The following is a 15665-nucleotide window of genomic DNA, read 5'->3' as shown; positions in this document are numbered from 1 at the left end:
TTGCTAACTCAATGATACCGTAATACCGCCTGTGATACCAGCATTTACATTTCCCGGATAAACATAAATACACACAGCTTGTATACAGTTGTCAATATGCGAACGTTTGCCTACAATATAATAAGATAATCATCCACAAGTCGTCCACAAATACACAGCTTTTATTATGAACTGTGGATAAACCTGTGGATAAGTGTCGTGTTATCCACAAAATTATTCACATCATGTTAACAACGGAATATTTGTTCGTTGGATAATTCGCATTTGAAAGGAGCATTTTTACCAGTGACCACGATAGATCACGCTTATTGGATGAAAGAAGCTATTCAAGAAGCGTATAAGGCAGAAGCGTTGGGTGAAGTGCCCATCGGAGCTGTCATCGTAAAAGATAATGAAATCATAGGACGCGGTTACAACTTGCGTGAGACGAACACTGACCCGACAGCACATGCCGAAATGGTCGCTATTCGTCAGGCCAGCGAGCATCTGGGGGCCTGGCGCCTGCTGGATTGCAGGCTGTATGTCACTCTGGAGCCGTGTCCCATGTGCGCCGGAGCCATTGTACAATCACGGGTTCCCTATTTGATCTACGGCACCACCGATCCGAAAGCAGGCTGTGCGGGCACGCTGATGAATCTCCTACAGGAGCCTCGATTCAATCATTGCACTGAGGTGATCAGCGGCGTTCTTCAAGAGGAATGCGCCTCGCTGCTGACGGATTTTTTCCGTCAGCTCCGGCAAAAAAGAGCCGCTGCCAAGCTACCTTCTCCACCGTCTTCATCCTGAGGAGGGGAGCTAGATCGCTTACTTATACACAATCAGTGGTCAGCCGTTATTTACGTCTCATTGCTAATTTCCCATGGAAGGAGATCAGCTCATGCCTATGAGCCTGTACAACACGCCTCAAGGTATCTTGTTGCGACCATTTAGCCTGACGGATAGTGAAGCCTTACTTGCCCTCAGGCTTACAAATAGGGAGTCTCATGCGCCGTACGAGCCACTTCACGGCGACTCATTTTTCACGCTGGAAGAACAGCAGGAATATATCCGTCAGAAATTGCGTCAAGCAGAGGAGGATCGGGGATATTCGTTCGGTATCTTTCTCTTGGAGGACGAGCGTCTCATCGGGTATATCTCTATTTCTAATCTTGTGCGCGGCGTGGGACAATTCGCCGATATCGGCTACATGGTAGACCAGCACGAACAAGGCAAAGGGCATATGACCGCAGCTTTGAAGCTGGCCATACAATTTGCCTTCCGCGCCCTATCGCTTCACCGTCTTCAGGCCGGTACCCTACTGCATAACGAGCGCTCACAGCGTGTACTGCAAAAGTGCGGCTTTCAGCCTGAAGGTATTGCTCGCAAGCTGGTACAAATTCAAGGGACATGGCAGGATCATCGAATGTTCGGACTTTTAGCCGAGGATAACGTGTGGCAGACCTGGACCGCTACACCATCTGCTCAGAGCCATATATGACAAAAAACCGCCCGGCTCTAAGCCAAGCGGTTTTTTTCACATCGCATCATATGGATAATGCCTTTACAATCACGTCATTCCTTTACTTAAGGAGCAACAGTTTGCATTTTTTGTTGAAATTGTTCGATCGTCAGGACTTGGTCCCCTGTTGGAATACCCACTTTAAATGTTGCTTTTTCATTGATTTTGCTGTATTGCGTGTAGCCAGTCACAGACAATTTTACGTTATCTTTTGTGGTCGGATCATTCATTTCTACATTCGCATTCAGGTCTTGATACACAGGAATATCATCCTTGTTCAAGGCTGTGTTAATGTCAAACTGTTTCACAGTCAAATAGTTTTTTAACTCATCCAGCTTTTTGCTAACTTCGCTGGTGTTGGATTGCAGTTCTTTCTTCGCTTCAGCCAACTCTTCTTTTTTCACTTGCAGCATACCAGCATACTCATCTTTAGACATCACATCAAGGACTTTAGGAAGCGCCTTAGTGATAAATGTATTCGTCGCTTGCTTCACATTGTCGTTCGTTATTTTAAACTGAACCACTTGTTTAGCTTTAATGCCTTGTGGCAATTTAGCATCCTTAGGATCAATATCAAAGAAGTACGTTGCTTGATCATACTCACCCAGAATAGCAGCAATGACTTCATTCGCAAATTTCTGCGATTTTTCCTGATCCATTGATGCAGGGTTAAATTCTTGTCCAGACTGTTTAGCCAGTTCCTGCGGATCAATGATCAGGAATTTGCCTATAACGTCCTGTGGAAGCGGGTAAAATGGAACGTTCGGAATTTTAACGTACAATTTATCCTTGGTCATAACCATTGGAATCGTGAAGCTGGTGGAAAGGTCACCTTTCAAATGAATGCCCAGCGTCATTTCAGATTGTAAAGGTTCTTTTTGATATACACCATCCAGCGTAATGTCTGCATTTTTCAGCATACTGGTTACCATTGCACTTTGCTCGCTTGGAACAGAAGCAGATGTGATCGTCAGATCTTTAACCGTAAATTGACTTTTGGATTCATAAGAAGTCAGTTTCATTGCATTAGCCGTACCGTTCGTAACAGCTTCCTTCGGTTCTAACTTCTTGCTACAGCCTACCAGGGCTACCGTCAAAAGCAACACCATAGTGAGTACCAAAACGGATAACTTTTTACTCATTGTGTAGATTCTCTCCTCTCGTAATTAACCCCTTTTATAATACTAACAAAAAAATACACACCCCCTATTTTACCGCATACTCACATTCAATGAAACACTTATTGGAAAATTTTCTTACAATAAGCACAAAGACACCCTGGTTCTTTAACCAGGGTGTCCTGTACTTCACTATATTTTTAGGCAAAAAGTCTAACTGCTTATGATCCTTCTCTGTTGTGATGGTCTACGTGATTCCGCTGCTTCACCTTTTTGGAACCAGATAGTGGCTCCTGTTGATGATTGCGCTCACGCTTTTCGTTTCCTTCACCGGCATCCTGTGCCTCGGGAACAGGAATGGCTTTAGGCTTGCTCATTTATGCATCCTCCGTTCTCAGACTATATTTAAATACTTCAGTAAATCCGTTTATTACCATTTAAAGTAGGACTATTGATGGTGCAGGTCTTCTGTTTTATCATGGTTAAGTGCATCCTGATGACGGCGGTCATTACGATCCTGCTGCACTTGCTGTGCCTGATGACTGTTAACCGGACGCTGCTCCAAATCATCCACAATGTTAGACAGGTTTTTATCCAGTCCGTTTTTGGCTTTTTTCATGTAGCTTCCCCCCTCATTCCTTCATGACTACGAATGCGTCAATGACTGTAACGTCTGAGCACACTGGTGAATATGTCGAGTGTAATCGGACACCAGTTGCTGAATGATATCTGTTCGTTCATCCACAGACTGTCCGTCCCGTTCTACATCGACCAAGCTAACCTGCACTTCCCGAGAATCTACATAAGTACATGCAAAATCAAAGGAGTACATTTGTCGGCCCTCTACCTCAATATGGATTCGTATAGTCCGGTTGTCTGCTTCATCTGCTTGTACCTGTGATTTATCCCCTGAATTCAAAAGGCTCGGCAGTTGTTCCTGCCAGGCTTCTACCAGCTTTTGCTGATCTACTGTCATTTCTCGATTCATGCCAGCACCTCCACATCTGATAACGTGTGAAAAAAACAGGCTTTTTATACAACAAAAAAGCCATTCTTTACGATCTCTAATCATCAGCACATAAAGGCTAATGAATCAGCTATCGTATTCGAATGGCTTGGCTCATTTATAATAATGGCGGAGAGGATGGGATTCGAACCCATGTGAGCTTGCACTCTAACGGTTTTCAAGACCGCCCCGTTATGACCGCTTCGGTACCTCTCCAGGTGGTAATTGGATAAATTTGCTTCCCATTTAAAATAAACTCAGGCGCAACAAAATTATTTTACCACAGACTTTAAACGAATGCAATGCTTACTGTTTGGGAGCAATAACTTCTGCGCCTCGCATGTATGAACGCAGCACTTCCGGGATTACAACGCTTCCGTCCTCCTGCTGATAATTCTCCAAAATAGCAGCCACTGTGCGTCCTACAGCCAATCCTGAACCGTTCAGTGTATGTACAAATTCAGGCTTTGCTTTCGGCTCCGGCCGAAACCGGATGTTAGCACGACGCGCCTGGAAGTCCTCTGTATTGGAACAAGAAGAAATCTCACGGTACATGCCGCTTTCAGGCAGCCACACTTCCAGATCATACGTTTTGGCAGACGTGAAGCCCATATCCCCAGTGCACAGTGCCAGCACACGATATGGAAGTCCAAGCAGTTGCAAAACACGCTCTGCATTGTTCGTCATTTTCTCCAGTTCCTCATAGGAGGTGTCCGGGTGAACCAGCTTAAGCATCTCTACCTTATTGAACTGATGCTGGCGGATCAAGCCACGTGTATCCCTTCCTGCCGATCCTGCCTCAGAGCGGAAGCAAGAGCTGTATGCTACATAATTTTTTGGAAGCTGATCCGCGTTCATAATCTCTTCGCGGTGATAGTTCGTTACCGGAACTTCAGCCGTAGGAATGAGATAATACTCGGTATCGCGCAGCTTGAACAAATCCTCTTCAAACTTCGGAAGCTGTCCCGTGCCATACAGGCTATCCCGATTCACAATGTAAGGAGGCAGCATTTCCTCATAACCATGCTCACTGCTATGCAGATCCATCATAAAGTTAATCAGCGCACGCTCCAGACGTGCCCCCAGTCCTTTGTAGAACGTAAAACGGGAACCCGTCACCTTTGCTGCCGCCTCAAAATCGAGAATATCCAGCTCCTGTGCCAGCTCCCAATGTGCTTTTGGCGTAAAAGAAAACTCGCGTGGCTCCGACCAGCGACGAATCTCTACATTATCCTCCTCCGAAGCACCTACAGGCACCGACTCATTGGGGATATTCGGAATGGACATTACCAGTTCGTCGATCTGGACCTCCAGCTCGCGCACTTGCTCATCCAATTCTTTAATACGGTCGGAAACCTGACGCATCTCAGCAATAAGATCATCCGCATTTTCTTTATTCTTCTTCAACTTGGCTACTTCACCGGATACGACATTTCGGCGATTTTTGAGCGCTTCACTTTCCTGAAGCAACTCACGACGACGCACATCCAAATCCGTAAAGCCATTTATCAGATCCAGAGATTTGCCCCTATTTTGCAAAGCTTTTTCAACCCGACCAAGCTCATTACGTAAAATCTTTATATCTAACACAGGTAACCCCTCCTACACTACAAACCTGACTTTCCGCTATTCGCGGACCATATCCACAAAATACTGATGCAATCGGTAATCGTCCGTTAATTCCGGATGGAAGGATGAAGCCAGCAAATGACCCTGACGGGCCGCCACGATCTCGCCGTTATACTCAGACAGCACTTCTACTCCCGTTCCAACAGACTGTATTAATGGCGCGCGTATAAACACAGCACGAACTGGTTCCTCAATCCCTTTAATGTCCAAGTCTGTTTCAAAGCTTTCCCGCTGGCGACCAAAAGCATTACGTGACACCGTAATATCCATCAGCCCCAGATGCGCTTCTTCCTGTCCTTGAACCGTTTTGGCCAGCACGATCAACCCCGCACAGGTGCCGAAGATAGGCTTGCCTTGATCGGAAAACTGGCGTATAGCATCAATAAAGTCATACTTGCGCATCAGCTTGCCTATCGTCGTACTTTCACCGCCGGGAATGATAAGACCGGACAGCTCATCGAGCTGCTCGATCTTTTTCACCGCCACACCTTCTGCACCCGCACGTTCAACGCTTCGTATATGCTCAGCCACAGCGCCTTGCAGCGACAGAACTCCTATTTTCATGCCTGTCCCTTCCTTCTTACCAACCACGATCCTGCATGCGTTCATGCGGTGCCAGCTTGGAAATTTCAATGCCCTTCATTGGAGCGCCTAGATTCTTGGACACTTCTGCAATCAGCTTGTAGTCCGTATAATGAGTAGTCGCTTCCACGATGGCACGTGCAAATTTCTCAGGGCTATCGGATTTGAAGATACCAGAACCGACGAAGACACCATCAGCGCCCAAATGCATCATCAATGCCGCATCGGCAGGTGTTGCTACACCGCCCGCAGCAAAGTTGACCACTGGCAGCTTGCCGTGCTCATGCACTTCCAGCAACAATTCGTAAGCAACGCCAAGGTTTTTCGCTTCTGCATACAGCTCGTCCTTCGACAGGTTTTGCACCTTGCGAATTTGGCCATTAATAAAACGCATATGACGAACAGCTTCGACAATATTTCCGGTTCCAGGCTCACCCTTTGTACGAATCATGGACGCCCCTTCGCCGATGCGACGCAGTGCTTCTCCCAGATCCTTGGCTCCGCAAACGAATGGAACGGTAAACTCCCGCTTATCGATATGGAAAACTTCATCCGCAGGCGTCAGCACTTCGCTCTCGTCGAGATAGTCAACACCCAGAGATTCCAGCACCTTCGCCTCCACAAAATGGCCGATACGAGCCTTAGCCATAACGGGAATAGAGACCACCTTCATGACCTCTTCCACAATCGTTGGGTCAGCCATACGGGCAACCCCGCCAGCTGCACGGATATCTGAAGGCACCCGTTCAAGAGCCATTACCGCTGTAGCTCCTGCCGCCTCTGCAATTTTAGCCTGTTCAGCGTTCATGACATCCATGATTACGCCGCCTTTTTGCATCTCTGCCATACCTCTTTTTACACGTGAAGTTCCCGTTTCCATGTCGTTTCCTCCTGTAAGGGTTACGTTTAGATTCTAACTTAATATTTTACCGCACAGACGCCAAATACACAATCATTTCAATCAGCAAAATACGTAAGGCAGAGCAAGAATCCTCAGCTCTATCGGTCTGGTAATCAGACGATTAGAACAGGTTTTTAATGCCCTGGAACAAATCACCGAAGAAGTTACCAATTGCCCGGAAAAGCATACGGAACCAGCCAGCCTCTTCTACAGCCGTCGTAGTTACCAGGTCAACGGTTTTCACCTGACCTTTTTCCACACCATCCGTTTTGTACGTATAGCTAATCGTTCCGACTTTTGCCCCTTGCTTCAAAGGCGCTACGAGCGAGCTTTCCGGTGTAATATTGGTTGTAAACGTCACTTTAGGATTGCCCGCACCCTTAGGTACGACAAAGCTTACCGCATCTTTGGTCACAACAGGTACTTCAGTTTCTGTGCCTTTGGAGACAGGCACATTTTCGGCACCCTTAACTACCGTCTTTGGAGCCACAACCTGCTTCACTTCAAAATTATCAAAACCATAGTTCAATACTTTAGCAGTCTCTGTAAAACGGTGCGCATCGGAGTCAGCCCCCATAACTACACTAATGAGACGCATTCCGTTGCGTTCAGCTGTTCCAGTAAAGCAGTTGCCTGCATTAGCCGTATGACCTGTTTTCATTCCATCCAGACCAGGATAAGCAAACTTTTTAAAATTGGTTATATTCTTGTTTGCTTCTAACATCCAGTTGTAGTTAATAATCGGCGCCTTGTCCGTCGGGCGGAACTTGTACGATTGAATTGTCGTAAACCGTGTATAGTCTGGGTGATCCTTAATAATGTTACCAGCCAGTGTAGCCGCATCTCTCGCTGTCATTACGGTTTCACGATCGGTATCCGGTTGAAACCCTTTAGGCATATCGCCACGGTCTAAGCCTGTAGAGTTGATGAAATACGTATTTTTCATGCCCATTTTCTGAGCTGTTTCATTCATCAATTTTACAAAGTCCTGCTCGGTTCCAGACACACGCTCGGCAAGAGCTACCGTTGCATCATTAGCAGAGCCTACCGCCATGGCAATATACAGCTCTTCTACCGTATGTTGATCACCCTGAGCTAGAAAAATACGTGATCCGATGCTCTTGGCAGCATTCTCTTGAACCGTAACCTTATCCGTCCATTTGAGTTTCCCTTGCTTGACCTGCTCCGCTACGAGGTACTCTGTCATCATTTTGGTCATACTTGCTGGTGGGAGCGGCTCATCCGGGTTCATAGACAGCAATACCTGCCCTGTGGAAGGCTCAATCAAGATAGCCGAGCGCAGCGCCAGACTAGGTGGCTTAACAGAGCCTGTCCCCGTAATATTGACCGCCTCTGTTGTCGCTCCGGCGGCAAACGTAGCTACAGACGGATCAAGATTGCCCACAACCGGCAATGCTGACATGTACATCATATTAAGCACCATGACTGCTGTTACGCTCTTTTTCATCATGCTGCGTTTCTTATTTTGTTTATGATTGTTCGCTTTCAAATGAATACAAACTCCTCTCGTACCTCAACCCGATCCGCTATATATAACGAAACGGTGGATAAAGCCTCTACTAGGCCAATGTAATTAATGTATTGAATTTCCGCTTTGTTTCGTCAGTTGGAGCCAATGATCAACATTCTCTGCTCTTATCCTGGAATGAGCAGGTACTAAGTAAGCCTTATGTCCTAAGGTGTCCTTACTTCATCAACCCATTTGTAAAAGGCAGACACTTGTCTATTCTATCACAGGGGTATCTCTAAAAAAAGACAGGCAGAGCGAAATACGCCCTGCCTGTCGTCAAGTCTGCTACAGTCGAACTTTATAATGAATAGTTTGGTGCTTCTTTCGTAATTTGCACATCATGCGGATGGCTTTCACGTAGGCCTGCACCCGTAATACGGATAAAGCTCGTATCATTACGAAGCTCCTCGATATTAGCAGTACCGCAATATCCCATACCGGAACGAAGACCGCCCAACAGCTGATGAACTGTATCGGAAAGTGGCCCTTTATAAGCGACACGTCCTTCAATGCCTTCCGGTACCAATTTCTTATCATCATCTTGGAAATAACGATCCTTACTTCCTTGCTTCATCGCAGCCATGGAACCCATACCACGATATACTTTAAAACGACGTCCTTGATAAATCTCGGATTCGCCTGGACTTTCTTCCGTACCAGCAAAAAGACTACCCAGCATTACCGCAGAAGCTCCCGCCGCAATGGCCTTCGTAATTTCACCGGAATATTTAATGCCACCGTCTGCAATAATCGGAATATTATATTCCCGTGCTACTGTCGCACAATCATAAATAGCTGTTACTTGCGGAACACCGATTCCGGCGATCACGCGCGTTGTACAGATAGAGCCTGGACCAATGCCGACTTTTACAACCGAAGCCCCCGCTTCAATCAGTTCACGCGTTCCGTCACCAGTAGCCACATTACCTGCTACAATTGTCAGATCAGGATAAGCATCACGCAATTTGCGAACCGCTTCAATAATGTTAATATGATGACCGTGAGCAGAATCCACAACAATCAGATCCACACCTGCATTTACGAGTGCTTCAGTCCGATCAAACGTATCTTTGGAAATACCTACAGCCGCACCGACCAGAAGACGCCCTTGTGCATCTTTCGCTGCGTTTGGAAATTGAATAGCCTTCTCAATATCTTTAATAGTGATAAGCCCTTTGAGGTAATTTTCATCATCGACCAAAGGAAGCTTTTCAATTTTATGCTTTTGCAAAATGCCTTCAGCTTCCTGCAAGGTCGTACCTACAGGTGCAGTTACCAGATTTTCCTTCGTCATAACTTCACTAATTTTAAGATTAAAATCGTGAATAAAACGAAGATCGCGGTTCGTAATAATACCCACCAGCTTATTTTCCTCGTTTACAACAGGTACGCCAGAAATACGATATTTACCCATAACAGCTTCAGCATCGGATACCAAGTGATCTGGAGTCAATGAAAATGGATTGGTGATAACACCGCTCTCTGAACGTTTTACTCTATCTACCTCTACTGCTTGCTGTTCGATCGACATATTCTTATGAATAATACCGATACCGCCTTCACGAGCCATAGCAATTGCCAAAACTGCCTCAGTAACAGTATCCATACCAGCACTCATCAAAGGAATATTCAGCTTTACGTTATCACTCAAACGGGTCGCTACACTTACTTCTTTCGGCAGAACCACCGACTTGCGAGGTACCAGCAAAACATCGTCAAAGGTAAGGCCTTCCTTACCGAATTTATCTTCCCACACCAAAATGATCCTCCTTCAAATTGTTTAGTCTGTATTGGTCTTGTTGTCTGTCCGACATGGACAAATCAAGGCTCTCTGAAAATATATTATTGCAATCTTAGCAAAGCGGTATAGGGGTGTCAAGCCTTCCTCAGCAGCCATAACTTTTAGTATTCCCCTGTACAAACAAGTGTACTCGCAGGGAGGACATCCTTTATAATTAAGCGTTTCCAGAAATGAAGTCGACCCTTTTATAAAAAATAACCCGCTTGGAAAATAGCAGATTAGAGATTACATATAAGGTTCTAGAACGTAATATACAAAAAAAGAACCACAATCTCAAGGAGATCATGGTCCTTCTTTCTTTTGCTTGGCGACGTCCTACTCTCCCAGGACCCTGCGGTCCAAGTACCATCGGCGCTGGAGGGCTTAACGGTCGTGTTCGGGATGGGTACGTGTGGAACCCCTCCGCTATCGCCACCAAACATGAATTTGTAAAACAAATTCTTCCGTATGGATATTCAGTTCATCACTAATCGTGTAAATGAATAGCCATGCGCTTATCGTATGTATCTTCTACATACCTTCAAGGTGTTACACCCTGAAAACTGGATCCGAAACTCCATTGCGTCTTATACTTAGGATAAGCCCTCGACCGATTAGTATTGGTCAGCTCCATGCATTACTGCACTTCCACCCCCAACCTATCTACCTCGTCGTCTTCAAGGGGTCTTACTATTTGGGAAATCTCATCTTGAGGGGGGCTTCACGCTTAGATGCTTTCAGCGCTTATCCCTTCCGTACATAGCTACCCAGCGGTGCTCCTGGCGGAACAACTGGTACACCAGCGGTACGTCCATCCCGGTCCTCTCGTACTAAGGACAGCTCCTCTCAAATTTCCTACGCCCACGACAGATAGGGACCGAACTGTCTCACGACGTTCTGAACCCAGCTCGCGTACCGCTTTAATGGGCGAACAGCCCAACCCTTGGGACCTACTTCAGCCCCAGGATGCGATGAGCCGACATCGAGGTGCCAAACCTCCCCGTCGATGTGGACTCTTGGGGGAGATAAGCCTGTTATCCCCAGGGTAGCTTTTATCCGTTGAGCGATGGCCCTTCCATGCGGTACCACCGGATCACTAAGCCCGACTTTCGTCCCTGCTCGACTTGTAGGTCTCGCAGTCAAGCTCCCTTCTGCCTTTGCACTCTTCGAATGATTTCCAACCATTCTGAGGGAACCTTGGGGCGCCTCCGTTACTCTTTAGGAGGCGACCGCCCCAGTCAAACTGCCCACCTGACACTGTCCTCGTACCGGATCACGGTACCAAGTTAGAACCTAGATACGATCAGGGTGGTATCCCAAGGATGCCTCCTCTCAAGCTGGCGCTCAAGTCTCTTAGGCTCCCACCTATCCTGTACAGATCGTACCCAAATTCAATATCAAGCTGCAGTAAAGCTCCATGGGGTCTTTCCGTCTTGTCGCGGGTAACCTGCATCTTCACAGGTATTAAAATTTCACCGGATCTCTCGTTGAGACAGCGCCCAAGTCGTTACGCCATTCGTGCGGGTCAGAATTTACCTGACAAGGAATTTCGCTACCTTAGGACCGTTATAGTTACGGCCGCCGTTTACTGGGGCTTCGGTTCATAGCTTCGCCCCAAAGGACTTACCACTCCCCTTAACCTTCCAGCACCGGGCAGGCGTCAGCCCGTATACTTCGCCTTGCGGCTTCGCACAGACCTGTGTTTTTGCTAAACAGTCGCTTGGGCCTTTTCACTGCGGCCCCCTCGGGCTATTCACCCTACCGAGGCACCCCTTCTCCCGAAGTTACGGGGTCATTTTGCCGAGTTCCTTAACGAGAGTTCTTCCGCGCGCCTTAGAATTCTCTTCTCGCCTACCTGTGTCGGTTTGCGGTACGGGCACCTTCTCCTGGCTAGAGGCTTTTCTTGGCAGTCTGAGATCATGACCTTCGCTACTGTAATTTTCGCTCCCCATCACAGCCCAGCCTTACGATGTGCGGATTTGCCTACACACCAGCCTCACTGCTTAGACGGACATCCATCAGTCCGCGTCACTACCCTACTGCGTCACCCCATCGCTCATAACGGATTACGGTGGTACAGGAATTTCGACCTGTTGTCCTTCGACTACGCCTATCGGCCTCGCCTTAGGTCCCGACTTACCCTGAGCGGACGAACCTTCCTCAGGAACCCTTAGGCTTTCGGCGGATCTGATTCTCACAGATCTTTTCGTTACTCATACCGGCATTCTCACTTGAATGCAGTCCAGCGCTCCTTACGGTACACCTTCAACCCGCATTCAACGCTCCCCTACCCCTGATACCTAAATATCAAGCCATAGCTTCGGTGGCGTGTTTAGCCCCGTTACATTTTCGGCGCAGAGTCACTCGACCAGTGAGCTATTACGCACTCTTTCAATGGTGGCTGCTTCTAAGCCAACATCCTGGTTGTCTGTGCAACTCCACATCCTTTCCCACTTAACACACACTTGGGGACCTTAGCTGATGGTCTGGGCTGTTTCCCTTTCGACAATGGATCTTAGCACTCACTGTCTGACTCCCGGAACCAAGTCTATGGCATTCGGAGTTTGACTGAGCTTGGTAACCCTTGCGGGCCCCGCACCCAATCAGTGCTCTACCTCCACGACTCTTATTCCGAGGCTAGCCCTAAAGCTATTTCGGGGAGAACCAGCTATCTCCGGGTTCGATTGGAATTTCTCCGCTACCCCCACCTCATCCCCGCATTTTTCAACATGCGTGGGTTCGGGCCTCCAGTGCGTGTTACCGCACCTTCACCCTGGACAGGGGTAGATCACCCGGTTTCGGGTCTACGTCCACGTACTAACTCGCCCTATTCAGACTCGCTTTCGCTGCGGCTTCAGCTCTTCACCTTAACCTTGCACGGGAACGTAACTCGCCGGTTCATTCTACAAAAGGCACGCCATCACCCATCAATAGGGCTCTGACTTCTTGTAAGCACACGGTTTCAGGATCTATTTCACTCCCCTTCCGGGGTGCTTTTCACCTTTCCTCACGGTACTGCTTCACTATCGGTCGCCAGGGAGTATTTAGCCTTGGCAGATGGTCCTGCCGGATTCATACGGGGTTTCACGTGCCCCGCACTACTCGGGATCCGTCTCGGAGGGAACGGGTTTTGAACTACAGGGCTTTTACCTTCTCTGGCGGGTCTTTCCAGACCTCTTCATCTAACCGGTTCCTTTGTAACTCCATGTGAGACGTCCCACAACCCCAAGGAGCAAGCTCCTTGGTTTGGGCTAATCCGCGTTCGCTCGCCGCTACTGACGGAATCACTATTGTTTTCTCTTCCTCAGGGTACTTAGATGTTTCAGTTCCCCTGGTATGCCTCTGTTCTGCCTATGTATTCAGCAGAAAGTGACTGTCGATGAAGACAGCCGGGTTTCCCCATTCGGACATCCCCGGATCAAAGCTTGCTTACAGCTCCCCGAGGCTTTATCGTTGTTCGCCACGTCCTTCGTCGGCTCCTGGCGCCTAGGCATCCTCCGTGTGCTCTTTGTAGCTTAACCTAGATTTTTCTTTCAAAGAAAGAAAATATCGATGTTCGATAAAGAATGATGTTTACCAAAGGCAAAATATCTTTCCTTACCTGCTACCTTTATTTCACTTGTTTACACAAGATCAGAGTAAAGGAATATTCTAAAACGCAATTTCGTTTCGGTATCCAGTTTTCAAGGTGCAATACAGTTTCATCGAAACTGTAGCCTGTGTGAATATCGGTCCAACTCAACCGAGTGGATGATATTCATGCAGTATATTGAGAGTTTGAGCTCTCAAAACTGAGCAACGAGTGAGTAACAGGCCTAAACCTGAGTTTTGAAGCTTACGCTTCATATTTGAATGTTTCCGTTGCAGGAAACGATTCTCCATAGAAAGGAGGTGATCCAGCCGCACCTTCCGATACGGCTACCTTGTTACGACTTCACCCCAATCATCTACCCCACCTTCGGCGGCTGGCTCCCTTGCGGGTTACCCCACCGACTTCGGGTGTTGTAAACTCTCGTGGTGTGACGGGCGGTGTGTACAAGACCCGGGAACGTATTCACCGCGGCATGCTGATCCGCGATTACTAGCAATTCCGACTTCATGCAGGCGAGTTGCAGCCTGCAATCCGAACTGAGACCGGCTTTTCTAGGATTCGCTCCAGATCGCTCTTTCGCTTCCCGTTGTACCGGCCATTGTAGTACGTGTGTAGCCCAGGTCATAAGGGGCATGATGATTTGACGTCATCCCCACCTTCCTCCGGTTTGTCACCGGCAGTCTGCTTAGAGTGCCCAGCTTGACCTGCTGGCAACTAAGCATAAGGGTTGCGCTCGTTGCGGGACTTAACCCAACATCTCACGACACGAGCTGACGACAACCATGCACCACCTGTCTCCTCTGTCCCGAAGGAAAGATCTATCTCTAGACCGATCAGAGGGATGTCAAGACCTGGTAAGGTTCTTCGCGTTGCTTCGAATTAAACCACATACTCCACTGCTTGTGCGGGTCCCCGTCAATTCCTTTGAGTTTCAGTCTTGCGACCGTACTCCCCAGGCGGAATGCTTAATGTGTTAACTTCGGCACCAAGGGTATCGAAACCCCTAACACCTAGCATTCATCGTTTACGGCGTGGACTACCAGGGTATCTAATCCTGTTTGCTCCCCACGCTTTCGCGCCTCAGCGTCAGTTACAGCCCAGAGAGTCGCCTTCGCCACTGGTGTTCCTCCACATATCTACGCATTTCACCGCTACACGTGGAATTCCACTCTCCTCTTCTGCACTCAAGCTCCCCAGTTTCCAGTGCGACCCGAAGTTGAGCCTCGGGATTAAACACCAGACTTAAAGAGCCGCCTGCGCGCGCTTTACGCCCAATAATTCCGGACAACGCTTGCCCCCTACGTATTACCGCGGCTGCTGGCACGTAGTTAGCCGGGGCTTTCTTCTCAGGTACCGTCACTCTTGTAGCAGTTACTCTACAAGACGTTCTTCCCTGGCAACAGAGCTTTACGATCCGAAAACCTTCATCACTCACGCGGCGTTGCTCCGTCAGGCTTTCGCCCATTGCGGAAGATTCCCTACTGCTGCCTCCCGTAGGAGTCTGGGCCGTGTCTCAGTCCCAGTGTGGCCGATCACCCTCTCAGGTCGGCTACGCATCGTCGCCTTGGTAGGCCTTTACCCCACCAACTAGCTAATGCGCCGCAGGCCCATCCATCAGCGACAGATTGCTCCGTCTTTCCTCCTCTCCCCATGCAGGGAAAGGATGTATCCGGTATTAGCTACCGTTTCCGGTAGTTATCCCAGTCTGATAGGCAGGTTGCCTACGTGTTACTCACCCGTCCGCCGCTAGGTTGTTTTAAAAGCAAGCTTTTAAAACAACCCCGCTCGACTTGCATGTATTAGGCACGCCGCCAGCGTTCGTCCTGAGCCAGGATCAAACTCTCCATTAAAGACCAACCAAAGCTGGTTTATAGAAAGAGCGATATGCTCATTTTGAAACTGACGAGATAAAATATCTCATTGTTCGCTTCCATTTTATACAGCCTGACGGCATGTACCAAAATCTCAGCGTTGGATTTTGCAAGCAAAATCCGTACTCACTCGTTGTTCAGTTTTCAAAGATCAAAC

11 protein-coding genes, 1 tRNA gene and 3 rRNA genes are annotated in these 15665 nt (G+C 47.9%); 2 read left to right on the top strand and 13 right to left on the bottom strand.

Going from position 1 to position 15665, the window contains the following annotated elements; all coding sequences use genetic code 11:
- The first annotated feature begins 285 nt into the window (after positions 1-285).
- Complete coding sequence (gene tadA / locus QMK20_RS00075; RefSeq protein WP_283654094.1) at positions 286-786, top strand: tRNA adenosine(34) deaminase TadA; 501 nt, start codon at positions 286-288, stop codon at positions 784-786.
- Between the two features lie 91 nt (positions 787-877).
- Entirely contained in the window at positions 878-1477 is a 600-nt protein-coding gene (locus tag QMK20_RS00070) for a GNAT family N-acetyltransferase (RefSeq protein ID WP_283654093.1), read from the top strand.
- An 86-nt stretch (positions 1478-1563) separates the two neighbouring features.
- Here the strand turns inward: QMK20_RS00070 and QMK20_RS00065 are convergent, their stop codons facing one another.
- From QMK20_RS00065 to QMK20_RS00005, 13 genes are all read right to left on the bottom strand, one after another.
- Positions 1564-2640, bottom strand: coding sequence for a hypothetical protein (locus tag QMK20_RS00065; RefSeq protein ID WP_283654092.1), 1077 nt, complete (start codon positions 2638-2640; stop codon positions 1564-1566).
- A gap of 197 nt (positions 2641-2837) precedes the next feature.
- Complete coding sequence (locus QMK20_RS00060) at positions 2838-2993, bottom strand: small acid-soluble spore protein P (protein ID WP_137061028.1); 156 nt, start codon at positions 2991-2993, stop codon at positions 2838-2840.
- 71 nt (positions 2994-3064) lie between these two features.
- Positions 3065-3235 carry a hypothetical protein gene (locus QMK20_RS00055; RefSeq protein ID WP_283654091.1) on the bottom strand — a complete coding sequence of 57 codons (171 nt, stop codon included), beginning with the start codon at positions 3233-3235 and terminating at the stop codon, positions 3065-3067.
- A 27-nt stretch (positions 3236-3262) separates the two neighbouring features.
- Positions 3263-3604 carry a hypothetical protein gene (locus tag QMK20_RS00050; protein ID WP_283654090.1) on the bottom strand — a complete coding sequence of 114 codons (342 nt, stop codon included), beginning with the start codon at positions 3602-3604 and terminating at the stop codon, positions 3263-3265.
- Positions 3605-3749: 145 nt separating this feature from the next.
- A tRNA-Ser gene (locus QMK20_RS00045) sits at positions 3750-3838 on the bottom strand.
- Positions 3839-3928: 90 nt separating this feature from the next.
- The gene (gene serS / locus QMK20_RS00040; RefSeq protein WP_149096305.1) at positions 3929-5212 is read right to left on the bottom strand and encodes a serine--tRNA ligase; all 1284 of its coding nucleotides are present in this window, start codon (positions 5210-5212) and stop codon (positions 3929-3931) included.
- A gap of 36 nt (positions 5213-5248) precedes the next feature.
- Complete coding sequence (gene pdxT, locus QMK20_RS00035) at positions 5249-5815, bottom strand: pyridoxal 5'-phosphate synthase glutaminase subunit PdxT (RefSeq protein ID WP_283654089.1); 567 nt, start codon at positions 5813-5815, stop codon at positions 5249-5251.
- Positions 5816-5831: 16 nt separating this feature from the next.
- Positions 5832-6713 (bottom strand): pyridoxal 5'-phosphate synthase lyase subunit PdxS, encoded by an 882-nt coding sequence (gene pdxS / locus QMK20_RS00030; RefSeq protein WP_014279080.1) that lies wholly within the window; start codon positions 6711-6713, stop codon positions 5832-5834.
- A 142-nt stretch (positions 6714-6855) separates the two neighbouring features.
- Complete coding sequence (locus QMK20_RS00025; protein WP_283654088.1) at positions 6856-8244, bottom strand: D-alanyl-D-alanine carboxypeptidase family protein; 1389 nt, start codon at positions 8242-8244, stop codon at positions 6856-6858.
- Positions 8245-8563: 319 nt separating this feature from the next.
- A complete protein-coding gene (guaB, locus tag QMK20_RS00020; RefSeq protein WP_283654087.1) occupies positions 8564-10021 on the bottom strand; it encodes an IMP dehydrogenase in 1458 nt (485 codons plus the stop codon).
- Between the two features lie 347 nt (positions 10022-10368).
- A 5S ribosomal RNA gene (gene rrf, locus QMK20_RS00015) occupies positions 10369-10485 on the bottom strand.
- 154 nt (positions 10486-10639) lie between these two features.
- Positions 10640-13566: ribosomal RNA gene (locus QMK20_RS00010) — 23S ribosomal RNA — on the bottom strand.
- A gap of 363 nt (positions 13567-13929) precedes the next feature.
- Positions 13930-15487: ribosomal RNA gene (locus QMK20_RS00005) — 16S ribosomal RNA — on the bottom strand.
- The 16S, 23S and 5S rRNA genes sit together here, the layout of an rRNA operon.
- Positions 15488-15665 lie beyond the last annotated feature (178 nt).

It is taken from the genome of Paenibacillus sp. RC334, from assembly GCF_030034735.1.
GTDB lineage: Bacteria > Bacillota > Bacilli > Paenibacillales > Paenibacillaceae > Paenibacillus > Paenibacillus terrae_A.
The sequence above is the reverse complement of the archived record's forward strand: the minus strand, read 5'-3'. Positions and strand labels throughout refer to the sequence as shown.